Source organism: Candidatus Magnetominusculus xianensis (genome assembly GCA_001541255.1).
Lineage (GTDB): Bacteria > Nitrospirota > Thermodesulfovibrionia > Thermodesulfovibrionales > Magnetobacteriaceae > Magnetominusculus > Magnetominusculus xianensis.
Window position 1 is genome coordinate 1 of record LNQR01000074.1, and the last position, 26,067, is coordinate 26,067.

At 46.4% G+C, this 26,067-nt stretch carries 18 protein-coding genes; 8 read left to right on the forward strand and 10 right to left on the reverse strand.

The features are described from left to right. Positions 1-173: 173 nt before the first annotated feature. Complete coding sequence (locus ASN18_RS17225; RefSeq protein ID WP_157072940.1) at positions 174-6,605, reverse strand: protein kinase domain-containing protein; 6,432 nt, start codon at positions 6,603-6,605, stop codon at positions 174-176. A 126-nt stretch (positions 6,606-6,731) separates the two neighbouring features. On the opposite strand from ASN18_RS17225, the gene ASN18_RS10675 reads away from it, so the two are divergent. Then, positions 6,732-10,193 carry a PAS domain S-box protein gene (locus ASN18_RS10675; RefSeq protein WP_236861682.1) on the forward strand — a complete coding sequence of 1,154 codons (3,462 nt, stop codon included), beginning with the start codon at positions 6,732-6,734 and terminating at the stop codon, positions 10,191-10,193. A gap of 7 nt (positions 10,194-10,200) precedes the next feature. Here ASN18_RS10675 and ASN18_RS10680 read toward each other — a convergent pair whose 3' ends face one another. From ASN18_RS10680 to ASN18_RS10695, 4 genes are read right to left on the reverse strand one after another with little or no spacing between them, the layout of a single operon-like run. Continuing rightward, complete coding sequence (locus tag ASN18_RS10680; protein WP_085052731.1) at positions 10,201-10,989, reverse strand: HD domain-containing protein; 789 nt, start codon at positions 10,987-10,989, stop codon at positions 10,201-10,203. A gap of 11 nt (positions 10,990-11,000) precedes the next feature. Further along, positions 11,001-11,624: a hypothetical protein gene (locus tag ASN18_RS10685; RefSeq protein WP_085052732.1), complete on the reverse strand. Its 624-nt coding sequence runs from the start codon at positions 11,622-11,624 to the stop codon at positions 11,001-11,003. 3 nt (positions 11,625-11,627) lie between these two features. Continuing rightward, complete coding sequence (locus ASN18_RS10690; RefSeq protein WP_085052733.1) at positions 11,628-12,143, reverse strand: cob(I)yrinic acid a,c-diamide adenosyltransferase; 516 nt, start codon at positions 12,141-12,143, stop codon at positions 11,628-11,630. 1 nt (position 12,144) lies between these two features. Beyond that, positions 12,145-12,516 (reverse strand): cytochrome b family protein, encoded by a 372-nt coding sequence (locus tag ASN18_RS10695; RefSeq protein WP_085052734.1) that lies wholly within the window; start codon positions 12,514-12,516, stop codon positions 12,145-12,147. 152 nt (positions 12,517-12,668) lie between these two features. On the opposite strand from ASN18_RS10695, the gene tusB reads away from it, so the two are divergent. The 7 genes from tusB to ASN18_RS10730 all read left to right on the forward strand — a co-directional run bounded on the left by tusB (position 12,669) and on the right by ASN18_RS10730 (position 20,749). Then, complete coding sequence (tusB, locus tag ASN18_RS10700) at positions 12,669-12,965, forward strand: sulfurtransferase complex subunit TusB (RefSeq protein ID WP_085052735.1); 297 nt, start codon at positions 12,669-12,671, stop codon at positions 12,963-12,965. An 11-nt stretch (positions 12,966-12,976) separates the two neighbouring features. Next, the gene (locus ASN18_RS10705) at positions 12,977-13,336 is read left to right on the forward strand and encodes a DsrE family protein (RefSeq protein WP_085052736.1); all 360 of its coding nucleotides are present in this window, start codon (positions 12,977-12,979) and stop codon (positions 13,334-13,336) included. Then, on the forward strand, positions 13,336-13,749 hold the full coding sequence (locus ASN18_RS10710; protein ID WP_085052737.1) for a DsrE family protein: 414 nt from the start codon (positions 13,336-13,338) through the stop codon (positions 13,747-13,749). The genes ASN18_RS10705 and ASN18_RS10710 overlap by 1 nt, the downstream gene beginning before the upstream one ends. A gap of 35 nt (positions 13,750-13,784) precedes the next feature. Further along, positions 13,785-14,036, forward strand: coding sequence for a sulfurtransferase TusA family protein (locus ASN18_RS10715; protein WP_085052738.1), 252 nt, complete (start codon positions 13,785-13,787; stop codon positions 14,034-14,036). A gap of 271 nt (positions 14,037-14,307) precedes the next feature. Next, positions 14,308-15,774: an IMP dehydrogenase gene (gene guaB / locus ASN18_RS10720; RefSeq protein WP_085052739.1), complete on the forward strand. Its 1,467-nt coding sequence runs from the start codon at positions 14,308-14,310 to the stop codon at positions 15,772-15,774. A gap of 6 nt (positions 15,775-15,780) precedes the next feature. Next, positions 15,781-17,325, forward strand: a complete 1,545-nt coding sequence (guaA, locus tag ASN18_RS10725; RefSeq protein WP_085052740.1) for a glutamine-hydrolyzing GMP synthase — start codon at positions 15,781-15,783, stop codon at positions 17,323-17,325. 4 nt (positions 17,326-17,329) lie between these two features. Next, positions 17,330-20,749 (forward strand): HsdM family class I SAM-dependent methyltransferase, encoded by a 3,420-nt coding sequence (locus ASN18_RS10730; protein ID WP_085052741.1) that lies wholly within the window; start codon positions 17,330-17,332, stop codon positions 20,747-20,749. Between the two features lie 32 nt (positions 20,750-20,781). Here ASN18_RS10730 and ASN18_RS10735 read toward each other — a convergent pair whose 3' ends face one another. From ASN18_RS10735 to ASN18_RS10755, 5 genes are all read right to left on the reverse strand, one after another. Next, a complete protein-coding gene (locus ASN18_RS10735) occupies positions 20,782-22,383 on the reverse strand; it encodes a tetratricopeptide repeat protein (RefSeq protein ID WP_085052742.1) in 1,602 nt (533 codons plus the stop codon). Further along, positions 22,364-22,909: an LPD3 domain-containing protein gene (locus ASN18_RS10740; RefSeq protein ID WP_085052743.1), complete on the reverse strand. Its 546-nt coding sequence runs from the start codon at positions 22,907-22,909 to the stop codon at positions 22,364-22,366. The genes ASN18_RS10735 and ASN18_RS10740 overlap by 20 nt, the downstream gene beginning before the upstream one ends. Before the next feature lie 106 nt (positions 22,910-23,015). After that, the gene (phaC, locus tag ASN18_RS10745) at positions 23,016-24,116 is read right to left on the reverse strand and encodes a class III poly(R)-hydroxyalkanoic acid synthase subunit PhaC (protein WP_085052744.1); all 1,101 of its coding nucleotides are present in this window, start codon (positions 24,114-24,116) and stop codon (positions 23,016-23,018) included. Then, positions 24,113-25,195: a poly(R)-hydroxyalkanoic acid synthase subunit PhaE gene (locus ASN18_RS10750; RefSeq protein WP_085052745.1), complete on the reverse strand. Its 1,083-nt coding sequence runs from the start codon at positions 25,193-25,195 to the stop codon at positions 24,113-24,115. Before ASN18_RS10750 ends, phaC begins: the two co-directional genes overlap by 4 nt. Before the next feature lie 67 nt (positions 25,196-25,262). Next, positions 25,263-25,694: a hypothetical protein gene (locus ASN18_RS10755; RefSeq protein ID WP_085052746.1), complete on the reverse strand. Its 432-nt coding sequence runs from the start codon at positions 25,692-25,694 to the stop codon at positions 25,263-25,265. Between the last annotated feature and the right edge of the window lie 373 nt (positions 25,695-26,067).

Below are 26,067 nucleotides of genomic sequence, written 5' to 3' on the forward strand. Positions count from 1 at the left end.
CCGGTGCCAAGGGAATTACTTGCCTCATGTCATGGTGCATTATCACACTTGCAATATCTGGTGTGTGTAATGGATTTTACCGCTTTTGCTGGTCAAACAGCTGGGACACTTGTCCGAACCAGAATACTCCGATGCTTTTTTACTTCACCGAGAATTGCTGGAATATTTATGTGTTAGCGCGCTGCCCTGAATTCCTTCTCGAAAAGATACTTTCTCTCTGACAGGGTAGTCTTCCAGTTTGCTGCCATTTCATCGAGTTTAGTTTTTATGCCGCTGGTCGTTAGCCACCCGTAACCGCGTAAAGATAACTCCTTCTGCAGCTCCTTGAAGTCATCATCTGTCCACTGGGGCTTTTTCACTACAGGGTATCTGCCTGCCGTTTTGAGGGTTAAAAATATCTCCACAAATGGCCGGGCGCCGTCGTCCCAGTCTGCGATGTTTTTTACAGCAGTCTGCCAGTACACGTACCAAACCCCTGCGGTCATTTCGTCGCCGCCCGTTACAATGTAATGACAATCAGGGCTTATACCAATTGCCGTCAGCGCTCCCGTATGCCAGTGAACCGATTTGGACAGCTCCCCTGAGAGTATGTCGTAAAACCGCAGACTTCCGTCGTCGCTGCCCAGGACCGCATACTTACCGTTAGGCATTATGGCAGCAGAGGCAGGCTTTCCTGTGTGCCATCCAAATGTGCGAAAAATCTCACCTGTTGGTACATCCCAAAGCCGTGCTGTCAGGCCGGTTGTCAGCATATAGCGTCCGTTTGGCGTGACCTTGATGCTTGTAACGCCAGACTGTGCAGGCCCTCTAAACCTATGAATCAGCTTTCCGGTTGACAAGTCCCAAAACTCCGCCTCTGCCCCGCCGCTAAAGTAATACATCCCGTCAGGACTGACTGCCAGGGCAGTCGGTTTGCCTGATGGATATGTATTTATACATTCGCCGGTAAACGAATCCCATAGCTTTATTGTCCCGTCAGCGCTGCAAGACAGTATGCGGCGGTTGTCAGCAACAGTAACTACTGTGTTCACTACATCTTTGTGCGCCTCGATGACACGGACACATTCGCCGCTTATAATATCCCACTGCCGAATCGTGCCGTCAGCGCCCGACGATACCACTGAGCGATTGTCTATGGTCAAACTTACAGATGTAACGGCACCCGTATGTCCCTCAAATACCCTGATACACTTGCCGCTCAGTATATCCCAAAACCTCAGCGTATTGTCGTCACTTGCAGTGATGGCGTGTCTGTTGTCGGAACATACCACCAACCCCGTTATCTTGCCGCGGTGACCAGCGAGATTATTTACCCGCCATACGTCTAATAGTTTAGTCTTTGGATATACGCTGTGCATTTTATCAAGCAGCCGAAGCGGTTCCTCTTCCCGCTGGAAACCATTCAGTGAATGGGCCATTGACAAGGATTCAACTGCCTTTGCATAGTGTTTGTCTTTCATAAAGTCTATGCCGGATTTCATCAGCCCTTTGTAGTGTGCTACAGTTTTCTTCCAGTCGGCATCGATTTCTGCCTTAAGTTCGCTGAGCTTGGCGCTTAGTCCTTCATTGGTCAGCCAGCCAAACCCCCTTCGTCTCAGCTCGTCTTTAAGTAAGAGAAGTTTGCTGGCTGCGTCCTCGTCATTAATAAACGGCAGACCTATGGTTGTCAGTGTGTCGCTTACTATCTTTCTGTGTCTTGAGAGGAATCTCTTTACATACGGCAGCGCCCCTTCAACCCAGTCCATAAAATCCCTTATAGTAAAACCCCACTGAAGGGTCCACACAAAGGCCGTCCGGTCTTCGCTTGCCGTTATCATCATCCCTGCCGATTGCGACAGTGACAGGCATGTTACCGGGGCTGTGTGTCCGCCAAAGGCCGTATACGCGCCTGGTTGTGTCCTATCCCAAAGGAGTGCCGTGCCGTCAACGCTTCCAGAAATAAAAAACCGTCCATCAGGAGTTATCTGCAAGGATGTGACAGCGCCGCTGTGCCCTTCAAAGATGGCGGTATTTTTCTCAGTATCCCACATGCGTACCCTCCTTGCAGAACCCCCGGATACAATAAACGTACCATCAGGGCTTATCGCAACTGCCATCACCGTGTCCGTATGACCTGCAAGGGTTTTTATAATGCTGCCCGATGCCGGGTCCCAGAGGCGGATGAGCCTGTCTGTGCTGCCTGAGGCGATAAAGGCAAGGTCCTCATCTATTGCCGCACATGTCACACTGTTCGATGGGCATTTATATACCCTTATTCGCTCACCCGTTTCAACGTCCCAGAGAATCATCAGACCGTCTTTGCTTGTGGACAGGACAAACATGCCTCCGCGTGCTAAGTTCAGCGAATTAATCTCTGCTGTATGACCCTTATATACCCTCTGAACCTCCCCGGTTTTTATATCCCACAGACGAAGCGTCCCGTCTATGCCGCCAGAAATCACACGCGTACTGCCGTACATAAGCAGTGCCGTAACGCTGCCGCCGCTAAATGCCTTCACGCAACTACCCGTCAACAGTTCCCATATTCGCACACGGTTGTCCTTACATGCGGTGACGGCAAATCTTTCATCCTTTGTGAATGTGGCTGCCGTTATGGTGCTGCCGTGTCCTCTGAGTATGTTGAGTCTCAGTGAGGCGGCAATGTGTGTCCTGGGAAATGTCATAGACATCTCATCTGTAAGCCTGAGGGCCTCTGTCTCGTTTTTATAGCCGTCAATGGAGCGTGCCTTGTTTATCTGCGTAATGGCCGCTGTGTAGCTTCCAATATTCATATGTTCCTTCGCCTGTGTTATTGCTGCGTTAAAGGATTCTTCTGAAAGCCGCCAGTGGGCTTTGGCCGCTTGTTGAAGTTCATCCAGTTTCGCCCGCACACCTTCGGGTTTGAGCCATCCGAAGCCGCGCAGACTCAGCTCCGAAAGTAATGACCCGACAGCCTGTTCATCCCAAACCGTGGTTCCCCGCCTTGTGAACGAGTTCCTGATAAACGGCGTGTGCCTCGATATAAACTGTTCCATATACGCAGCCGCTGCGTCATCCCAGTCTTTAATATCCCTTGTCTCTAACTCCCAGTCTATATAGAAGGCCCTCAGCATGTGGTCTGCGCTCCCTGACCACGCACTAAAGCCGTCAGCGCCGAAACACACAGCGTGTATAGCGCCGCTGTGACCCGTAAACGTGCGGCTTACGCGCCCGGTAGCTGCCTCCCATATGCGTATCGTGCCGTCCTGACTGCCGGAGATTATGAACCTGCCGTCCGGGCTGAACTCAGCGCTCAACACCCCGCCCGTGTGGCCTTTGAAAGACCGTGACAGCTTTTTGGTGCCGATGTCCCAGATGTGAAAGGTATTGTCAAACTCTCCGGTGCACACTACATATTTAAGGTCAGGGCTTATTGCAAGTGAGGATACACTGTTGTTGTACGGCTTCAGGGATGCCAGACACTCTTCAGAGTCTACATCCCAGATTTGGAGACTTCCATTTTCATATCCGGCTATGACAGTGCGAAGGCAGGGCGTAAGGGCGGCAGCCGTGACGCGGCTCATGCGCTCAAACAAAATTCGAAGCTCAAGCCTGCTGTTTGTGTCCATGAGGACAACAGAGCCGTCAAGACTTCCCGATATCACATACTTACTGTCAGGACTGAAGGCAACTGCTGTCACAGGCGCACAGTGACTGCTAAGTGTCCATCTGCATTCACCTTGCTCCAGGTCCCACAGGCGTACTGAGGCGTCCTCGCTGCCGGAGAGTATAAACCGGTTGTTGCTGCTTACGGCTACGGCGTTTACCGAAGCCTCGTGTCCTTTAAAGATTTTCAGACGGCTCATCGATGCAGCATCCCAAAGTGCTGCTGTGCAGTCAGCGCTGCCCGTTACCACGTACTTACCGTTTTTGCTGACAGAAACGGCATTGACTGCGCCACTGTGCCCTTCTGCTACCTTCGACTCCCACGCGCCCTGAACTTTCTTTCGTGGAAATACACGGGAGAGCCTCTCCATGATTTCCAGCGCGTCTCTGTCTCTTTCGTAACCCTTGATTTGGCGGCCCTTTTTTATCAGCTCCGGGATAGTGTTAAGCTGCCCCTCGCTTATCAGCCTTTCGGCCTCATCAAGTATTGTCTGAAATCCACCCTCGCGTTTCCCTGCCTCTTCACTCGATACCGGAACTGCTATGGCATATGGAAGGGCAAACCTGTTTAGTATATTTACCACCCGCAGGCCATTCCAAATAGAGTAGATTAGTGTCTTGCCATCGGGGCTCAACGCCAGCGACGGCCCCTCGAATTTCTTAAACACGTACTGGCGCTGACCTGCCTCAATGTCCCAGCGGCAGAGCGTGTTATCAGTGCTGCCGGAGATAAATCCTGCCCCGCTCTGCATAAAGGCCGCTGCGGTGACAGAGCTGCTGTGACCGCTGAATGTCCTCAGGTGTTTGCCCGTTGCAGTATCCCAGAGACGGATTGTCGTGTCTTCGCTGGATGTCAATATATAAGATGAGTTGTCAAGTTTTGCTATGTGATTTATAGCCCCGTCGTGCCCTGTCATCAGTGTCAGACACTTTCCTGTGGTTGTGTTCCAGATGCGAATCGTCCTGTCGTTACTTGCTGATATAACATTAGGCCCGCGCTGACCATGAGACAGTGAGGTTATCCTGCTGCCGTGTCCCTCAAGGGTGCGAACGAGGCTTCCAGAACTCCATATGCGAATCGCCGCGTCATTTCCACCGCTTATCACATGTCTGCCGTCGGGAGTTACCGTAACTGCCGTGACGCCGTCTTTGTGCGCATCAAAGACCTTAGTACATTTCCCGCGCGTTATATCCCAAAAGCGCAGGGTCTTGTCAAGGCTTCCCGATATGACTGAGTCTCCTTTGGCACTAAAACATACGCATGTAACCCAGTCGTTGTGACCATCAAAGACGCCAATACACTCACCGGTGTCCATCCTCCAGAGGCGTACACACCTGTCTTCAGTGCCTGCAGATGCGATAAGCTTACCGTCTGTCGACAGAACAACCATACTGACCAGGCCGCTGTGCCCCTCTAATTGATTTATTAGCTCGTAACCGGGCAGATAGCCTAATGCTGCGCCTAGTACAGAGTTTGGCAGCGATGGGATATCTTTTTTCATTTTATCGTAAAAGGCCACGGAGTCACTTGTCCTGCCCTGTCTCATCAGGGAAATGGCATGGGCGGCGATTATCTGAATGTCCCTTGAGGCGCCTTCGATAAGCGATCTTGAGTATTTCTCCACATCCTTCCAAAGGGTCATAGCGGCGGTGTTGTCTTTTTTTGATGAGTGTCTGCCCTCGGCACAAAGAGCCGCTACAAGGGCCTTGATTTCGTCTGATGAGACAGCAGATTCTCTAAACCCCCTCCACATAGTATCAAGTGCCTTCCCATACTCGCCAAAGAACATATACATCCTGCCCATTAGGTTGTAATCCCTGTGTTTGAGGGTTTGACTCCTCATAAGTTCCTCGATTCTGCGGAATATATCCCGCTCTGTAATGGCGCATAGCTTCCACTCGTAAAGGGCGAGATTCAACGTAGACTCAATGTGATGGGGATCAACGCGCAGGGATTCCTTCCACATGCCGATGGCCTCGTCCGTACGCCCGAGGTCAAGGAACGAAACGGCACGGTTATTAAGGCTGTCGGCTGTGAGCCGTCCTGCCAGGTATTCGCCGCGCGGGTAGTCTTTCCCTGTTATGTCTTTGTATATTTGTTTAAGTTCTGTGATGATTTCCTGCATGTTGGCTGGGCGTTGCGCAGGGTCATGTGCAAAACACCGCTTAAGGAGCGCGGCTACCGGCTTTGGCATGACATTTGCGCCCGTTGGAGGGTTTCTCAGGTAATCGTCAAGCACGATACCTGCTACATTGCCGCTTAACCACGTTACGCTTCCTATGAATATTTCTAATATGGAAACCCCCCATGACCAGATGTCTGTCTTTAATGTGAGCGGGGTGTGATTGGCCTGCTCAATTGAACAGTAAGCCTGTGTCATGCCGCATAGGCTGGATAGGTGGCTCTTTCTGCGTTGACTTTGCTGTGGTGTGTCCTTGCCGGATGACAGAGAAGCTGGTGAGGTGGACTCAGCGGCTGTAAGTGACTGTGCCCGTGCAAGTCCAAAATCTGTAACCTTTGCAATCCCATCAGAGGTCATCATCACGTTTGCAGGTTTGACATCCTGATGTATCAGCCCCTTTTCATGGGCATAGTGAAGCCCTGTGGCAAACTGTATAGCCGTGTCGATGATTGCATCGATAGAGTTGAGCTTGCCTTGCTTTATGCAGTCACGCAGTGAGCCGCCTTCGAGGTACTCGGCAAACACACATGGAACTCCGCTTATGCGGCGCACATAGTAACAACTGACAATATTTGGATGAAGGCCCAAGCTCATCCATGTCTCGGCCTCATGCTCAAAACTGCTTTTTTGTATCTCTGTCTTAAAGTATTCCGGGCGCGGGCATTTCATTGCCATGTCAGAGTTCCACCCCTTATGATATATACGATAGACCAACCCCATGCCTCCACTTGTGAAGACTTCCCTTACTTCATAGAGGTCTAAGATTACGTCTCCAACCACCCACCCGGCACTTGTCATACTATCATCCCCCTCCTCATTATATCTGAATTATATTCGCATATCTGAATCAGCCTGGTCAATTGTTATAAATCGCATGTTGACAATGCACCTTTTGTATATTATTATACAATGGAGGTTGATATAATGAGAAATAAGTACATAGCCCTTGGTGTATTGTCGCTTGCGGCTATAGTCGCTGCCGGAGTGCTGTTTACTCATTATTTGGTTATTCATGCCGAACATGAAGTATACCGAAACGGTATGGCAACTGTAAAAGTCCTGAAAAACAGAATACTGGGTCTGCTGGACAATTACGAACAGGCCGTTATTGCCCTCTCTCAATCGCCTGATTTAATTGAAGCCCTAAAAAAAGGTGAAGAAGGAGGTATTAATTCAACTTTAGACAGATTTAATAAGACGTTCCAATCTACTGTCTGCTACATTATAGACCTCAAGGGGACTACTATTATGTCCTCAAACAGAGACAAAGAGGACAGTTTTATTGGAAAATCCTATGCCTTCAGGCCGTATTTTACACAGGCTTTATCCGGTGGGGTTGGTCATTATTTTGCGCTTGGAGTAACGTCGAACAAGAAGGGCTATTATGTGTCGTCCCCTATAAGAGATGAACACTCACAAATAATCGCCATTGCCGTGATAAAAAAAGATATAGACGACATCGAGAATGACTTTCGGCACTACTCCTATTGTTTTCTTACCGACCCGCACGGGGTAGTGTTTATATCTGGGGAGTCATCCCTTGTCAACCAAACCCTATGGCCGCTGAAAAAAAATGAGGAGCTGGATTTACTGAATTCAAGACAGTTTGGAAATAAACCATTCAGGTCAATACTAAAAGACAAATATATAAGCGGCGCTAAAATCTCATTTAGAAATGCCGATTACACCTTTATTAAAGAACCAATAGATATTGAAGGATGGTCAATCGTCCTTTTCGCGTCTAATAAAAAGGTAGGTGAACACAGAATCTTTGGATTAGCTATCACAGCAACTCTATGTGCCATTTCTTTGGTCTTTTTCATTGGCGTGATTAGAATAGAGCGGGCGAAGGACATTGCCGTTGAGACTAAAGAAGAACTGACAAGGTTAATAAATGCAATGCCAGATATAGTGTTTTTTAAAGACGGGCAGGACAGGTGGCTGGAGGCTAACGATTTCGTCCTTAATTACTTTAACATCGATAAAAACAGATATAAAGGTAAAACCGATTCTGAGATAGCTGTTGACAAAGAACACTACAAGGATGCCTTTAGAAAAAACATCGAGTTTGACGAAGCAGTGTGGACTTCCGGTACGATCATGAGCAAGGAGGTCTCAATTACAAACCCCGACGGCTCAATAACGACATTTGACGCGCTGAAAACACCTGTGTTTTACTCAGATGGCAGACGCCGCGGGCTTGTTACCATCGGACGCGATATAACAGGAAAGAAGCGAATAGAAGAGGCGCTGTCATATGAGCTGGAAATCAACAAGTCCCTTGCCGAGTTCTCAGCACTGATTATACAATCCAGCTCCATAGAGGAGATATCAAATATGGCAGTCGATTACGCGCGGCGTCTCACAGGCAGTAAGTACGGCTTTGCCGGTTATATTGAGCCGGAGACCGGCTACCTGATATGTCCAACCATGACAAAAGACATCTGGGATGACTGCAAGGTTGAGGGCAAAGACACTATATTTAAACAGTTTGGAGGGCTATGGGGCTGGGTATTAAATAATAAGGAAGCCATTATGTCTAACTCTGTAAAAGACGACCCAAGGCATTCGGGCGTACCACACGGTCATATACCGATAGAGCGCTTTTTGTCGGTGCCTGCCATGATTGGTAACACGCTTGCCGGTCAAATCGCCCTGGCAAACCCGGCAGCAGACTACACAGAGAGAAACCTTCACACCATTGGGCGCATAGCAGACCTCTACGCAATTGCCATTGATCGTAAGAGGTTTGAGCAGACAGTGCAGAAATATCAAAATGACCTTGAGGCCCTTGTTAAAGAACGCACCGACGACCTTGTAAAGACAAATGAAGAGCTGCGCGAGGAGATAACCGAAAGGATGAAGGTTGAGGCCGCCCTTACAGAGAGCGAAATCAAATACCGGCAGCTCTTTGAGCTTACGCACGCAGGTATTCTGGTCATAGATAAAGATGGCACTATAACGCTGGTAAACCCCCGTATGGCGGAGATGCTTGGATTCGATACAGTAGAAATGACTGGACGTCATATGTTTTCAATTATTAGTGAACAATATGTTGACATATGCAAACATAGCATAACACGCCTCGCCCAGGGCATAAAGGGTCAGCTTGATCTGGAATTCCTGCGAAAAAACGGCAAGCCATTATACGCAACTATCGAAACGTCACCGATTATGGATGAACTTGGCAGATATGAAGGGGCGATAGCCGGCGTTATCGACACAAGCGGACATAAGGAACTTGAAAGCCAACTCCTGCAAGCCCAAAAAATGGAATCCATCGGTCAGCTTGCCGGAGGCATCGCCCATGACTTCAACAATATTCTTTCAGCAATTACAAATTATGTATATCTGCTTAAGATGCGGGTGAAAGACGATGTTACCGCAGCCGGTTATGCCGCTCACATCCATGCCTCGGTAGAGAGGGCGGCAAGTCTTACGAAAAGCCTGCTTGTCTTCAGCAGAAAACACATCTATGAATTAAAGCCGGTAAATATTTCAGCGCTTGTAAGGAACATGGAAAAACTCCTGATGCGGCTCATAGGCGAAGACATCGAGATTCAGACCATAATCAAAGCTGTCGACGTTATGATAATGGCTGATAAAACACATATGGAAATGGCGCTGATGAACTTGGCCTCAAACGCCAGAGACGCCATGCCCGAAGGCGGCCTGTTAAGCATAGAGCTTGGCATTGCCGACCCAAATATGCTGCACAGTCACGGCCTCACCGCAGACACCGGATATGTTTATATTAAAACAGTTGATACGGGAACAGGCATGGATGAAGACACGAAGGCAAGAATGTTCGACCCATTCTTTACAACAAAAGAAGTGGGCAAGGGGACAGGACTTGGGCTAAGCACCGTCTATGGAATTGTCAGGCTGCACAAGGGGCATATAGAGGCAGAAAGTACAGTTGGAGAAGGCTCTGTTTTTACCATATATCTGCCTGTTGGGGACAATCTCACAGAAGCAGAGACGCAGCAGCAGCCTGCTGCCAAAACGGGTGCATCGGAGACGATACTCCTTTCCGAGGACGACGAATCACTAAGAAAAATAACTGTCAAGGTACTCAGACGGGCAGGCTACAAGGTGGTAGAAGCGGTTGACGGCAAGGACGCGGTAGAGAAATTCATCGAACACAAGGACGAGATAGCAATTGTCATTCTTGATGTCATAATGCCAAAGAAAAACGGTAAGACGGTCTATAACGAGATTAAGTTATATAAGCCCGATATAAAGGTACTCTTTATAAGCGGTCACACGTATAACGTCATCCACGGAAAGGGCATCTTCGAGGAAGGCTTGAACTATGTATCGAAACCTATAATGACCGACGAGTTCCTGTTGAAAATACGTGACATACTGGACAGGCAGGTATAGAGGGTGTTTATTTCCCTGCGGCCTTCTCTCTGACATAAGCGCTCAGCACAGCAGTTATCTCTGCAATCTCATCACATCGCGGTAAAAATTCAGAGATTTTGGCTATACAATCCCTGCTGTTTATCAAACTATAACTCTTTTCATAGTTAATATCGAATATCCAGGTCAAAAGTAGCAGCTTATAGTCGTTTACAGACTTTACGTCCTTTAGATTGCCCATTTTTTTATCATAGACACAGTTAATCAGTGAGCCGGAGTAACCGTCTGTCTCTGGAAAGCCAAGTGTGGCAGCAGAGGCCCTCTGTTCTGGCGGCAAAGAAAAATGCTCTATAAAGACATCCCAAATATCAAGCTTGTCGGCATCGCGTATCATTTTCAAATAATTAACCGTCTCAGTAGTCTGGGAGTTCGGGATTTTATAGGCATTGTGGTATTTGACCACCTGGAGTATCAGGGTTTGTTCCTCTGCGGGTAAATTAACCAAGACCTGTTCCTTAAGCAGGGTCTCTGCACCAAGCAGCCCGTGATTAATGGATATGGCGTCTCTGAATGTCTTATATTTGGCATACTGGGGAAACCTCCCCGTGTCGTGAAACAGGGCAATCGCCTCGGCAAGCAGACAATCGTTTGGGCTGTTGAAGTGTGCCTCAGCGATTTCCACCATGTTGGCGCACACATGTTTTGTGTGCTTTTCCTTTAACGTAATGTTTCTTTGGTCATTGATGTCGTCATAGTGATAACTGGCGCTGAAATCAGAAAACCAGTTTCTGAAATAATTTAAGTCATCTTTGTTCATTGGTAGCTCCTTTATTTAGTGGCGTTTGAGTTATGGGGCCGGGTATCAAGCGCCCCCCTGAGCTTGCGCTTCACTGGCCTGTCTCTGGCCTTGACAATATCGTTGGGTTGTGGCACAATAGAAGTAGAAGCTACCTGGCCCGTGCGCCAAGCACTGCTCACCTGAGCTTCACTTGGGGCGGTGTTGGTAAGTGGAGTCAACTGCTCAGGGCTGACTGAGGGGGTACGCTCCCCTCCCTGACGTAGCTTTCTCCCACCTTTTGATGGATAATCCGGGCCAGCTATGAAGCCTGTTGTTACTCCATAATAAGAATCACCAATTCTCTTTTTTAATTCAACCACAGCTATTTTTGCATCTCCATTTCTCCTGACTATCATTAAACGACCATTGGGTTGCTCCCATATTTGGTTATAATTTTTCGAAACATCCTCAATAAAGGATTCAACATTCTTGTAGCCTGCATTCTTTATTTTCTGAATGCGTTTCTTTTCAATATGAGTTTTGCCGTAATCATCATTTCCCACTTCTAGCCTAATGGGTATCTTTTCTTTACCGTCAATGATTTCTCCGAAGTTAAACGTCCCATTGCTGGCTTTTATGAAATCGGTCTTCTTGTTATGTGCGTTAATATCCAATTTTCAGTATTCTATGCCTTTTCTTGCCTTTACCCCGCTGTGGTAATAGTGTTTTATCTCCTTTAACTCTGTCACAAGGTCAGCGGCGGCAGTTATCTCTTCGGGTGCCCCCCTGCCGGTTAAAACCAGCTCGACGCCGTCTGGCCGGTCTTTGATAAGTTCGACAATATCTTTTGATGAGATTAGGCCGCAGCTTATAGCGACATTTATCTCATCAAGGACAACTATATCATATGTGCTGGAGAGCATTGACTCTCTGGCCTGAAGCAGCCCCGCCTGCGCTGCATCTTTATCTTCTTGAGACGGGGCGCCCCAGACAAAACCCATCCCAAAACGCCTTAAACAGAAACGCTCTCCAAAGGCTGCAAGTGCGGTGAACTCTGACGACTCCCTTGATTTGATAAACTGGGCGAAAAACACCCTGAGACCGGCCCCAAGCGCCCGAACTGAAAGTCCAACAGCCGCAGTCGTCTTTCCCTTGCCGTCTCCTGTATATACCTGTACCTTGCCCCCAAACATATCAGTAGTCCAGCGCAGGCAGTACTGTGAACAGTATAAAGGCAAAGTAAATCAGACCGATTGCCACGGCTGCCTTTAACCTGCCATATCTGCCAGTGTCTGTAAATGGAATCATTATCAGTGTAACTATAAATAATATTGGAAGCACCACTGCCCCAATAAAGGCAAAATTGCCGGGGAAGTATTTCAGTATCTCGAAAAACCAAAGGAAAAACCACTCCGGCTTTGGACTGAAAGGTGCAGAGAAACTTATCCTCCGCCCCATCTCCTTCGGAAACGACATGGCAAGGACAACAGTTAACATGACAATCATGATGACAACAGAGAGTATCCAGACTAAATAATCCGGATAAAATTTCTTTTCCTTATCCATTTAGGTTTCTTATCCCACCGGCAATACTTGTTGAAATATTATACCCTAGTCTTGACAATTTTATCTCATAATTGTTATAACTCAGAGTTACCGTTAAGGCAATAGGGTCTCATGAATATAAACGAAATCAACTCAACTAAGGGGGTGTATTTATGAAAGTAGGGGTATTTTTAAGTGAACACACAAAGTCAAACGATACCCTTGACAGACTAAGCGCGGGTTCTTTTGATCTGGTACTGGTACAAAACGCTGTGTACTCAGCCGCACTCAAAGAAAACGGTCAGAAGTCGCCGGTTCTCGGCAAAGGAGCAAAGGTATACGCACTGTCAGAGGACTTAGTGTCACGCGGCATAGAGCCTTCACAAGTTGACTCAGGCGTGACGGTCGTGGATTATGACGGACTGGTCGATATTATTTTTAACGAATTCGGCAAAACAATCTGGCTATAGGAGGCAATGAAATGGGTAAATTAACCATCGGATGCTTTTCTTCGCTTGTGGGGTCGATGACGCTGGACTTCGCGGTGAAACTGGCAGAGGCAGCAAGAAAGAAAGGTCATGACGTTGACATGTGGCTTTCCGGAAACGGCACGATGCTGTCGAAGAAGGGTCAGCGTTCTTTTAAGGACTACTCGTCGCTTGAGAAAACTATAACTGGATTGGTCGAAGGCGGCGCAAATGTAACCGCATGTGAGGCCTGTGCCGAGTCTCGCGGGTATCACAAAGAAGATGTGATAAGCAGCTTTGGCAGGAAGAGTATGGACTGGTATCTTGCCAGTTGTTTCTCTGCCGACAGGGTCCTGCACATAGGAGGTGAGTAATGTCGATAAAGAAAATAGCCTTCATAGTGGATAAAATGCCGTATAAATCAGAGACCTCACGCCTTGCACTAACACATGCGATAGCTAGTCAGACTGTGGAGATTCACCTTGAGGACGGGGAGAATGTCGAACCTGTGCTGGCATTCATCGGCGCTGGCGTGTTGAATTGTTTGAGGAATCAGAAGGCGTCGGAGACATATGGTGTGACAACGCTGGAGTCTCACATAAAGAATGCCTTGCTTACGGACATAAAGGTGCTTATCTGTGAAGAAGACGTAAAGAAGTATGGTCTGACAGAGGACCAGATAATCATGGACGCAGAGGACATAGGGGCAGATATGCCAAGCGAACTGGTGCCGTTTTCAACGATAATGGGCGAGATTGAATCGGCAGACCATATCATGTTTTTCTAACTGAAGGTCAATAATTAATAAATAAGGAGAGACTGATGGCCGAACTAAGAACTCAGGAACCAACGGAAGTGCTGGATGTACTGGGGAGGGTGTGTCCATATCCCCTCGTATTAACGAAGAAGAAACTACAGAAGATGGACAATGGCACACTGTTAAAGGTGCTGTGTGATGCGCCTGCCTCAGCCGAGGATTCCATTCCCAAGTATGCTCAAAAAGAGGGTTTTGGCTTTGACTCAGTCAAGGTAGAAGACAAGGGACACTGGGAGCTGTACATAAAAAAGAGCTGACTCCTGAACATACTTTTTATTAAACGGGAAAGCCCATGAAAAATAAAATGTGCCTTCCCGTTTTTTTTCCCTGAAAAGCCTTACAGCGAAACTGCCAGCCTATTTATGTTATTCAGTTTGCATAATTCATAATCAGCAGATGCAGTGACCGTGATACCGTTTGTTCTGCCATGCTGTGCGGGTCATTTGCTAAATAAGCCCTCGAAATGTTAGTATTCTGACAGCTAAAGCTGAGGTAATTCAAATAACCCATAAAACAAAGGAAAAACACATGATTATAGAAAATATTAAATTAGGGTTGACGTTTGACGATGTGCTGTTGGTGCCGAGGAAGGCGTCCGTGCTGCCGTCGCAGGTAAATGTAGAGACATACATCACGCGCGATATAAAAATGAACATCCCGTTGATGTCTGCTGCGATGGACACAGTGACGGAATCCCGCCTTGCTATTGCCATCGCCAGAGAGGGCGGCATTGGTATAATACACAAGGCTATGACCCCGGAAAATCAGGCATCTGAGGTAAATAAGGTAAAGAAATCTGAAAGCGGCATGATTGTATCTCCAATTACCGTATCCCCTGATGCACCAGTGGGTGATGCCCTTGTTCAAATGGAGAAGTTCAGGATTTCCGGTGTGCCTGTGACAAGAGACGGTATATTGATAGGCATACTTACAAACAGGGACTTACGGTTTGAGACAGACCTGACAAAACCGGTTAGGGACGTTATGACCTCAAAACATCTGGTAACTGCCGCCGAGGGCACGGATTTGGACAGCGCCAAGGAACTCCTGCACAAGCATAAAATCGAGAAACTCCCCATTGTTGACAAGGATTTCAGGCTCAAGGGGTTGATAACAATAAAGGACATTGAGAAGAAGAAGAAATACCCATGCGCCTGCAAGGACAGTTTTGGCCGTCTGAGGGTAGGGGCAGCGGTTGGTGTTGGTAGTGACTCAATGATTCGCACGGAATTGCTAATAGAAAGCGGCGTCGATATTGTAGCAATAGATACCGCACACGGGCATACGGACTCTGTAATTGAAACACTTAAAAACCTAAAGAAAAGGTTTAATATTGCTGTAATAGCCGGTAACGTTGCCACAAAAGACGCAGCAAGGGACCTTATTGACGCGGGGGCAGATGCCATAAAAGTGGGCGTTGGGCCAGGTTCGATTTGTACGACAAGGATAGTAGCCGGCGTAGGCGTTCCCCAGATAACGGCCATTATGGATACGTGCGAGGAGGCATCGGCACGCGGTATACCTGTAATAGCAGACGGCGGTATAAAATATTCTGGTGATATAACTAAGGCCCTTGCCGCAGGGGCGAGCGCTGTGATGATAGGCAATCTGTTTGCCGGTGCAGAGGAATCCCCGGGAGAGACGATCCTTTATCAGGGCAGGACTTATAAGGTTTACAGAGGGATGGGGTCACTCAGCGCTATGGCAGATGCCAATGCCGCCAGAGACCGCTACATGCAGGAGGATGTTAAATCTCTAAGTAAACTCGTGCCTGAGGGCGTGGAGGGCAGGGTCCCGGACAGGGGGCCGATAAACGAGATGATTTATCAACTTGTCGGTGGGCTGCGCTCCGGGATGGGCTACTGTGGGGCGATCTCATTAGATGAACTCAGAGAAACCTGCCGTTTTATTCAGATAACCAATGCGGGGCTGCGAGAAAGCCATGTTCACGATGTTATTATAACGAAAGAATCCCCAAACTACAGGGCGGAGTAGGGCGCTATGTTAGAATATGATAAAATATTGGTGCTGGACTTCGGCTCACAATACACACAGCTCATAGCACGTCGCATAAGAGAGCGAAAGGTTTACTCAGAAATATTCCCGTATAATGCCCCGATAGAAAAAATCAGGGGATTTAAACCTAAAGGGATTGTCCTTTCGGGCGGGCCGGCAAGCATATATGAAAAAGATGCACCGATTGTAGATAAATCAATTTTTGATTTAGGCGTGCCAATCCTTGGAATTTGCTACGGGATGCAGCTAATTGTCCACTTATTGGGCGGAGAAGTAGAAAGGGCGCAGAAGCGTGAATACGGCAGGGCTGCCCTGAATATAGACAACCACGCAGGGCTTCTTTCAGGACTTAGTGAAGGGTCAGTTGTGTGGATGAGCCACGGCGACAGCGTAAAGGTATTGCCTGCGGGCGGGTTCACATCAATAGCCCGCACCTCTAATTCCACTCATGCGGCAATCGCCGATGACAATAGAATGCTCTATGCCCTGCAGTTTCACCCTGAGGTAGCACACACCCAGGAAGGTGATAAGATTCTGGATAACTTCGTCCACGGCATATGTAAGTGTTCTGCGGCGTGGCAGATGTCGTCGTTTATAGAGTACGAGGTGGAGGCGGTAAGGCAGAAGGTCGGCAGTGGCAATGTAGTCTGTGCGTTAAGCGGCGGCGTTGACTCATCGGTTGCCGCGATATTGATACACAAGGCCATAGGGCAGCGCCTGCACTGCATATTTGTAGATAACGGTCTACTGAGAAAGAATGAAAAGGCAAAGGTCATAGAAACGTTTAAAAAACACTATAATCTGAATCTCATCGTAGTTGACGCTGAAAAAAGATTTCTCGAAAGACTTAAGGGGATCACTGACCCTGAACAAAAGCGCAAGATAATCGGCAGGGAGTTCATCGCTGTGTTTGAGGAAGAGGCAAAGAAGTTGGGCGCTGTGGAATATCTTGTTCAGGGTACGCTCTACCCTGATGTAATTGAAAGCGTATCGTTTAAGGGGCCGTCGGCAACGATTAAGTCTCATCACAATGTGGGCGGGCTGCCAGAGGTTATGAATCTAAAACTTATTGAGCCGCTGAGGGAGTTGTTTAAGGACGAGGTGCGTGAGATAGGCGTGGAGCTTGGGCTGCCGGATGAGATATGTTATCGCCAGCCGTTTCCAGGGCCGGGGCTTGCTATCAGGTGTATCGGGGAGCTGAGTGCCGATAGGCTTAAGATATTAAGAGAGGCCGACGCCATTGTAATAGAGGAAATAAAAAATGCCGGACTCTACAGGGAAATCTGGCAGTCGTTTGCCGTGTTGCTGCCACTGAGAACAGTGGGCGTGATGGGAGATGAACGGACATATGACTACACCATCGCCATGCGGGCGGTAAACAGTGTAGACGGTATGACGGCAGACTGGGCGCGTGTTCCATATGAGGTGCTTTCAATCATATCTAACCGCATCATTAACGAGGTGAAAGGAGTAAACCGCGTAGTATTTGACATAACAAGCAAGCCCCCGGGCACAATCGAGTGGGAATAGGTGAGTGTCAGACATTATATCCAACGAACGGGAATTTACCAGTCAGGTAATATCATGGCTTAACGAGTTTTTAAGAGACGGTGACTATCCCTTTGAAGCTGCCTCCTCAGAACATTCTCTAAAGATTTCAGAAAACGAGACAAGATTCCCTGATGTTCAACTTTGGCTTAACAGACAGACCAGTCGGGGGTTTTGCGGTTGGGAGTTAAAGACTCCGGCAACAGCAGTAGATGACAAAGAATTACTTAACGTATCAGCCCGAAAAGCACAGGCAATGCACGCCGATTATTTTGTGACGTGTAATATGAGAGACGCCGTTATCTGGAGGACGCCGCTAACGGCAGACGTATCGAAAGAACTCCGGTATAAGACATATCCTGAAATAGTTCAAATCTCAACACCGGATGACCTATGGGTTATCCCCAGACAACAGCTTCTGAAATCAAGGATAAAAGAGATATTGTACGACCTGTCTGCCATTTTTCGTGTTGGACACCTTCATCTTATCGACGTTGATTCCACGTTCTTCATCCATGAGCTTTCAGAGGCAGTAAAGGCCATCAGACCCCATGTGCATAAATCATTAGAAACAGAAGTTGGGAATAACGCTGCCTTTAATAAGGTGCTATTTGCATGGGCGGCAAAACAGGGCATCGAGGTCTACGAGGCGGGGCTGACGTTTTATGAAACAGTGTCAGGACAAATAGTCTATAGGCTGTTAGGAAAGATACTCTTTTATTTGACATTGCGCAGATTCCGTTCCGACATCCCAAAGCTTATCTTAACAGGGACAAATCCCCTCGATGTTGACAGGGAGCTGAAGAGATATTTTGAGATTGCCAGGCAGATTGACTATCAGGCGGTGTTCGAGGAGGACTTTCCCGATAAAGTGCCTTTCCCACAAAAAGGCATAGAACCGCTGGTAAATCTTATTGAAGCCCTGAACAGGTACAACTTTTCACAAATGCCGCATGATGTTGTTGGAAATGTCTTTGAAAGGCTGATCCCGCCAGAAGAAAGGCACACGCTTGGGCAGTACTACACAAACGAAGAGCTTGTTGATTTCATCACAGCCTTTTGTGTAAGGACAAGGTCAGACACAGTCTTAGACCCCACATGCGGTACGGGGACATTTCTCATCAGGGCCTATGACAGGCTAAGAAACTTTGGTGAGAGAGACCATAGGAAACTGCTTTCTCTGATATGGGGAATAGATGTTGCCCATTTCCCCGCCGAACTTGCAGCCATTAACCTGTACAGGCAAAAAATAGAGGATTATGCGAACTTCCCGCGAATCATATCGAGGGATTTCTTTTTCGTTAAACCGAGTGAGACATTTAAATTCCCCCCTCCAAAGAAACCGCACGGCACTGATTTTACTATTGATGAAAATATACCCCAGTTTGATGCGATAGTAGGTAATTTCCCGTATATACGGCAGGAACTAATAGAAAAACGAATTGAGGGATATAAAGATTCGCTTGAAAGCGCACTATTTTGTGATTGGAGTAATGACTATCCTGAGTTATTTCGCAGTGGAAAGCTGAAACTCTCAAGCAAGGCGGACATTTATGCCTATCTGTTTTTTCACGCGGCAAGGCATCTTAAAGAAGGTGGCAGGATGGGGATTGTTACATCAAATTCATGGTTAGATGTTGCATATGGATATGAACTTCAGCGATTTTTTCTAAGAAAATTCAAGGTAATCGCTATTTTAGAGTCCAGATGTGAGCCGTGGTTTGAAGATGCCTCAATAAACACAGTTATTACAATCCTTGAACGGTGTGAAGACGGCGCTATCAGGGACGACAACAAGGTTAATTTTGTAAAAATCAATAAGCGCCTCAAAGAACTCTTTCCGTGGGATAAGAATTTCCCCGTTGACCTATGGCATGGCATTGATGCTTTGATATACACAATAGAAACATCCGGCATAGGGCGCGACAAGTATCACGCCGTTAAGCTGGTGAAACATTCAGATGGCAGCACTACGTATGAAGACAATAATTTCAAGATAAAGGCCATAAAGCAATCCCAGTTGCTTAAAGATGTGGAAGAAGCCGGTAAGACGGTTAAGTGGGGCAAATATTTGCGGGCACCAGCGGTCTATTTTGAAATAATGGACAACTGTAAAGATAAACTTGTACCATTAAGAGAACTGGCAGACATAAAAAGTGGATACAAATCAGGAGTAAACGACTTTTTTTATATCAATGAGGATAGGATAAAGCACTGGGGAATCGAGGATGAGTATTTAGCTCCAATTATCAAGTCACCCAAGGAGGCGTTGAAAATCACCTTAAAATCTGAAGATGTCCAATATAAAGTTTTCATATGCAGTAAAACTAAAAAATATCTTAAGAGGAATAAGAAATATGGGGCATTAAAATATATTGAATGGGGTGAGACACGAGTGTCTGCCGACGGTGTACCCTGGAGTAAAGTAACCTCAGTCTCAGGCCGAAAACTTTGGTATGACTTAGGTGAGAGACCTCACGGCAGGATATTGCTTCAGATGATTACAAACGATAGATTTTTTGCCCCATTAAATATCGACAATATAAAAGTCGATCATAATTTATTCGAGGTGTTTCCCAAAATAGACGATTATGGACTTTGTATTTATCTGAATTCAACACTGCTTGCCTTATTTCGAGAGCTAATAAGCAGGGTAAACCTTGGTGATGGGGCCACTAAGACTGAAGGCATTGATTGGAAGGATATATTAGTACCTAACGAAGAAATACTGTATTCACTGTCGAAGAAAAGCAAGAGTTTTGAGGCTCTTAAAAATCGGGAAATCAACCCCATCTTTGAAGAGGTCAAAATGAAAGACAGGCAATCGCTTGACAGCGCAGTGCTGGAGGCGCTTGGACTTGACCCGAAGAAATATCTGAAGCCGTTGTATGACGGGGTTACCGGCTTGGTGAGAGAGAGACTTGAGCTGCCCAAACTGCGAAAAAATAATAAGAAGGCAAAGACTTACAGAGATGTCGAGAAATTAAAAGAAACTGTCGTCAATGAAATATTACCGCAAGGTGTAAAAATATTTCCTGAAGGGTTTGTAGATTCAAAATATCTCAAGGGTGCATGTGAAATCTCCCTGCCCAATAAGCCCCTGAAACTTGGGTCATATTTTATGGGCCAACAGGATGTTATCTCCGAAGACGGCTCATTTAAATATACTGCGTTGAGCGTTGAAGAGGCAAAGTATATTATATATGCCCAAAGGCAGGATAGTTATATTGCAGCAGTTCCACGTGAGACTTCGGTGATTATTAATGCAGTTTCAGACTATGAGAGATATTTAATGGAACTGAAGGGAAAATTATTTGAGCAATTATTCACAAGGACTCACAACTACAATCAATCAGAGCAGTTAGTGCAGCAGGTGTTTGAAGAGATGGGACTGCCGCAGGTATAACATATCCAATATGATACGTGGTCAACCAGTAATTAATCGGTGTGTGTGCTGAAGTTTCCCTGCTTTAATATCATATCAAGGTTTGATTGTGCCTTTGGGTATTTTGGATTAAGCGACAGTGCCTTTTGAAATAACGTGGCAGCGGTCTCATGGCTGCCTAAACTCATCATGGCCTCGCCAAGACCGTTATACGCCTCTGGAATGTCAGGCTTAACGGCAATGGCCTTACTAAAACTCTCCGCTGCCTTGTCAAACTGGCGTATCCTCATGAAAACGACACCCTTGTTGATATAGGCATTCACACGGCTTGGCTCTATCTCTATGGACTTGTCAAAGGCGTTGATGGACTGGTCGTATTTTCCCTCCTCCGCAAGGACAGTGCCAAGGTTATAGTACAAGAGGGCGCTTGTCTTAATTGTCTCTGCCGCGTGGGTTAATAAAATTGTCGAGTTCTGCCAATATCTGACCTGCTTAATCGAAAGTCCAATGCACGCTAAGATAATCGCTGCCGCTGCCGCTCTTAAGATTAATTTTACTGGCGTGCGCTCAGTAACCTCTGCATAGGCTGCGGCAATAAAAAGCCCGATAAAAGGGATGTACGTATACCTGTCGGCCATCCCCTGTGCCCCCACCTGTACTATGCCAATTACAGGCACCATTGTACCCAGAAACCAAAACCAGCCGGTAAAGATATGTGGCAGCTTTTTAACGCTCATCACAGCATATATCGATATGCCAGACAATATAACGACTGCCCCAATCCACTGCCACGCTTCAACTGTCTCCATGCGGGGGTAAAACACCGACAACTCAGTAGGAACAAGCGCGTTTTTCAGATATTTTATATACGAGACCAGCACATTGCCAAGCCGAAGGGGAAGTGGAAGTTCGTTCAACGAAATTACGGCCTTGTAGTTTTTCTGCGCGAAATAAGTGATAACGCTAAATACGCCGGAAATTATAAACAGGGGGAGTTTTTCTATGATTAGTTTGGACAATGCCGTCTGCCTGAGCCGGTCTAACGGCCAGCAGTCTATCAATATGAGTACAAATGGCAGTGTGACAAGCATTGGCTTTGACATCAGGCCAAGCACGAAAAAGATAATCACATACATGTATGTTTTCACTGAGGGGTACTCTGTGTATTTTATGTAGGCAAACATTGTAATAAACCAAAAGAGCGCGCTTAAGAGGTCTTTACGTTCAGACACCCAGGCAACAGATTCAACATGGGCGGGATGAATGGCAAACAGCGCAGCAACAAACGCACTACGCCAAATTGCCCCGGTCATTTTCTTAAAAAGAAGAAACAACAGTACTGAGTTGATTATGTGAAGTATAAGGTTGGTCATGTGATGTCCACCCGGGTGTGTCCCATAAATCGCTGCGTCAACCATGTGAGAAAGCCACATCAGGGGTACCCAGTTGCCCTCGAGGGTTGTCGTAAATGCCCACTTCACACCCTCTGCCGTGAGACCGGCCCGCACATAGAGATTGTTGGATATGTGTATGGCGTCGTCAAATGAAACGAAGTCGAAATCCTTAACGGGTAAAAAGACTATCAGGGCAGCCGCAACAAGTAACAGCACTACGGCGTCGGTAGAGTCTATTTTATTAATCAGAGGTCTTGACATTCTTAAGCAAATCTCCTAAACTAATAGTATAAGCCTGCTGCTCCGTAGGTGACGCACTACCTGTAAAGGTATCGTCCCTGCGCAAAGCTCGACCTGCAGTGGGCTTTTCTAATTCTGTAAGGCTATGGTCGTAGTATTTCTTCCCATAAATACTTTCTCTGACTGTTAGTTTTGCCCTATAAAGGTTGCCGTCTACTTCCAATGGTGCGTAAAATATGTGGATGTTCTTAATGTCTGGGTTCCTATTTCTATCAGGACGTGTTTCAGTCAAGACAGCATTTTCTATTAATTCAGGAATTGCCCTAATAGCTTCAAAATGTGGGGTCAATCGTTCACCGCTTATGGCTTTTCTGACACCTATGCTTGTTATATCAATTTTCCAACCTGTAGCTTTGTTAATTGGAGATTTTCCCTGTATATTATTTTCAGCCCACTTCTTTGCCTCTATTCTTGCTACCCAAAACTTATTGCTAAATATATAAGCATCAAGTTTAGTTACTTTTATGACCGGTGAGGTATCGCTCATCTATCGAGTTTTTGACATCAAAAAATGTGAGGCGGGGATGCGTATGCCCAGCTCCTCCGCCTCTGCTCCATTTATGCGGCATTGCTGCCGCTTGTTTTCCTGTTTATTAATGTTTAGCTGGTTTTTTAGCAGGTTTGCCGTCTGCCCTTTTGTGCAGCCAGTTGGTAATTGCCGGGGCGAGTTCCTTCTGTGACTTGCCGCCTACAAATACCCCGATGTGCCCGCCCTTAAACTCATAGAGCTCTTTGTCGGTACTTCCAACGAGGTCGTTTAATGGCTTTGTCGCATCGGGCGGTACGATGTGGTCGCCTGAGGCAAAGATGTTCAGAAGGGGCATAGTAAGATTTTTGAGGTTTACCGATTTATCTCCAATCATGAGCGTACCCTTAACAAGTTTATTGCCCTGGTACATGTCCTTAATAAACTGCCTTAAGGTCTCACCGGCCTGGTCTGGGCTGTCGAATATCCATTTCTCCATTCTGAGGAAGTTCAGGAGTTTTTCCTTGTCCTCTACCACGTCAAGCATTCCGATATACTTGCCGACATTAAGGGTTATAGGCATAAGCATGAGGAAGCCTGAGTTAAGAAAATCACCAGGCACTATGCCGTATGCGTCAACTAAGGCGTCTGCATTCATATTTCTTGACCAGTTAAACAGCAGCCCTTTCTTGACTGAGAAATCTATCGGGGTGACCAGAGTTATCAGGTTTTTGATCTTCTCAGGGTAGATGGATGAGTATATGGTGCTGAAAGTTCCACCCTGGCAGATGCCCATCAGGTTTACTTTGTCTATGTTGGCTGATTCCCTTATAAAGTCAACGGCATCATTCAGATATACGTTGATGTAATCATCCATGGTCAGGTATCTGTCGGCGCGGGTAGGGTAACCCCAGTCGATTATGTAGAGGTCAATGCCGTGGTCAAGCAGATTCTTTACAATGCTTCTGTCAGGCTGCAAGTCAAGCATGTATTCTTTATTGACCAACGCGTACACAATCAGCACTGGAACGCTGCACGTGACCTTATCACTTTTATAGTGGTAGAGTCTCATCTTATCCTGCTGAAAGATAAGTTCCTTCTGAGAAGAGCCTACATCGATGTCTTCAATCTGCAGGATAGTCTCAGTGCCTTTGATTACTTTGGTGCTGGTGTCGCCTAATTCTTTGACCAGGCTTTTAGTATCAAATGCTACAAAAGGCGTTTTCATTGAGCAACCTCCTTATCATTTTTTACGTTTAGTTTTTTCTCGAGTACGCGGACTTTCTTCTTCAGTTCATAGAGTGTCTTATACATATCGTCTATTTCAGAACGTACAGGGATAGGGAAGTCCGAAAGATAAAGCTCCATCAGTTTATGGAAATGTTTTCTGAACTCAAGGGCTGACTCAAGGAGCGCTCCCTGTATGGAGGAGAATTCCTCTGTATTAAACAGCTCGAAGTACTCGGCTTCGTTGATTTCAGTCCACATCTTATAGAAATCGTTGTAGCTTTTTATTTCTTCTCCGGCCTTAATTTTATTAGCAATTGCTTCGACTACCTTCTTGGATGCCTTTTCTCCGGCTACATAGATTTTGTGCTGGAATTCTGCGTTTTTAGCGATGTATACGGTATATAGGTCAAGCGTTCTCAGCAGCAGTTCCAGTTTCTCTCTGTCTTTGCCGACCTGAGGTGATTTAAATGCCTTTCCGAAAGTCTTCTCAAAGGCACTGTAGAAATTGTGGAAGACATTTATACCAGCGTTGGGGTCAGTTGCCGATGATACGTCAAAAAATGTGCCCATGCTTTTTTGTACGGCATCTAGCCAGGGGCTGGCAAAGTTCTGAGCAGACGCCCCCCATGTCTCAATCACCTTTGAGGACTGGCCGAGCATTTCATTCGCAGATTCTGGATTAGTAAAACCAAAGAGTTTATCCATGAGCCCTTTCAATTTGATGGGGTCAGCTAACTCTTTTATGTTTTCAGGGTTGAAGGCATTGTCCTGAACGGCCTTAATAACCGGCTGCCAGAATTCATAGACCTTCATGTATGAATCGAATCCCTGAAACACCTTCGATACGGTGTCCTTGCCTAAACCGGATGGGTACTTTTTCATCATTTCTTCAATCGAACCACCTACGGTTTTAGTCCATACATTGTATAACCCCATTATGTCGCCACCTGAGCTATCTTTTTGCATCCCCATCGACTGAAAATTCTTCGTTATGCCGGTTGCTGTTTGGACCCAGTTGTTTATAAATTCTTTCTGTACCTTCAACAGCGACTCGAAGAAAGATGCTGTTCCTTCCATCGGTAAATCCTCCTCGTAAGTTTTAGATTTTATGTAAATTCTCAGGCCGCAAGCCGCCCTATTGCAACTATTTTTTTATATCCTTGAAAAGGTCAAAAAAAGTCTTTGCCATATCCTTGCTCATCTCAAGCTGCTTGGCAAGCCCCTCCTGCCATGCCTCCTGAATGCCTCTGCTGCCTTCCTCAAACATCTTGAGATTCATTTTCTGCACTACCTCTTTTAGAAATGAGTTTTCCTTCTTTAATGCCTCATTTTCTTCCATGACCTCATCGTACTTCTTTCTGGGTACACAACCAAACCCGGAATAAAACTCAGCCATTTTTTCAAAGACATCCGGCCCCATGCCGAATAAGTCCTTTTTGGCAGGTGCCGTGTTAAATAACTTTGCCGCTGCCTGCGCACCTTCCTGCTGCATTCTTGTAAAATAGTCCATAAACATATTCTTAACAAGAGGGTTGCTGTATAAGGCTGCCAAATCGCTCAGAAAATTTTCGTTCACGGCGTCCTCCTAATTTATGCATTGAGCTGACTGATCGGGAAAAAACTGTTCCGCTCAGAAACTTTACAACTATTTTATATAATAAGTCAAGTGATATCCCAATCCTATAATACTCCCCAAAAACTGGGCAAAGGGATAAGGTGGATGAAAGTCTGTCGGAATAAGAGAAGAACGACAGATGAAGAAAATACGAAAAGCACATGACGGAGCATTTAAGGCAAAGGTAGCCATTGAGGTAGTAAAAGGAGAGCGGCACAGCTTGCATGTGTATAATCGCCGTCAATTGATACTAAGTAGCAATCTAATAAGTAAATATGGTATACTATCTTCAAAACTAAACAGGAGGTAGTAATGGCTAATAAAATAACGAAGG

Coding starts and splice junctions, on each gene's coding strand:
- ASN18_RS10740 (WP_085052743.1), bottom strand. CDS start 22,909: ATGAGCGATACCTCACCGGTCATAAAAGTAACTAAACTTGATGCTTAT.
- ASN18_RS10750 (WP_085052745.1), bottom strand. CDS start 25,195: ATGGAAGGAACAGCATCTTTCTTCGAGTCGCTGTTGAAGGTACAGAAA.
- ASN18_RS10695 (WP_085052734.1), bottom strand. CDS start 12,516: ATGGATAAGGAAAAGAAATTTTATCCGGATTATTTAGTCTGGATACTC.
- ASN18_RS10675 (WP_236861682.1), top strand. CDS start 6,732: ATGAGAAATAAGTACATAGCCCTTGGTGTATTGTCGCTTGCGGCTATA.
- ASN18_RS10710 (WP_085052737.1), top strand. CDS start 13,336: ATGTCGATAAAGAAAATAGCCTTCATAGTGGATAAAATGCCGTATAAA.
- ASN18_RS10680 (WP_085052731.1), bottom strand. CDS start 10,989: ATGAACAAAGATGACTTAAATTATTTCAGAAACTGGTTTTCTGATTTC.
- ASN18_RS10735 (WP_085052742.1), bottom strand. CDS start 22,383: ATGTCAAGACCTCTGATTAATAAAATAGACTCTACCGACGCCGTAGTG.
- guaB (WP_085052739.1), top strand. CDS start 14,308: ATGATTATAGAAAATATTAAATTAGGGTTGACGTTTGACGATGTGCTG.
- ASN18_RS10690 (WP_085052733.1), bottom strand. CDS start 12,143: ATGTTTGGGGGCAAGGTACAGGTATATACAGGAGACGGCAAGGGAAAG.
- tusB (WP_085052735.1), top strand. CDS start 12,669: ATGAAAGTAGGGGTATTTTTAAGTGAACACACAAAGTCAAACGATACC.
- ASN18_RS10715 (WP_085052738.1), top strand. CDS start 13,785: ATGGCCGAACTAAGAACTCAGGAACCAACGGAAGTGCTGGATGTACTG.
- ASN18_RS17225 (WP_157072940.1), bottom strand. CDS start 6,605: ATGACAAGTGCCGGGTGGGTGGTTGGAGACGTAATCTTAGACCTCTAT.
- guaA (WP_085052740.1), top strand. CDS start 15,781: ATGTTAGAATATGATAAAATATTGGTGCTGGACTTCGGCTCACAATAC.
- phaC (WP_085052744.1), bottom strand. CDS start 24,116: ATGAAAACGCCTTTTGTAGCATTTGATACTAAAAGCCTGGTCAAAGAA.
- ASN18_RS10705 (WP_085052736.1), top strand. CDS start 12,977: ATGGGTAAATTAACCATCGGATGCTTTTCTTCGCTTGTGGGGTCGATG.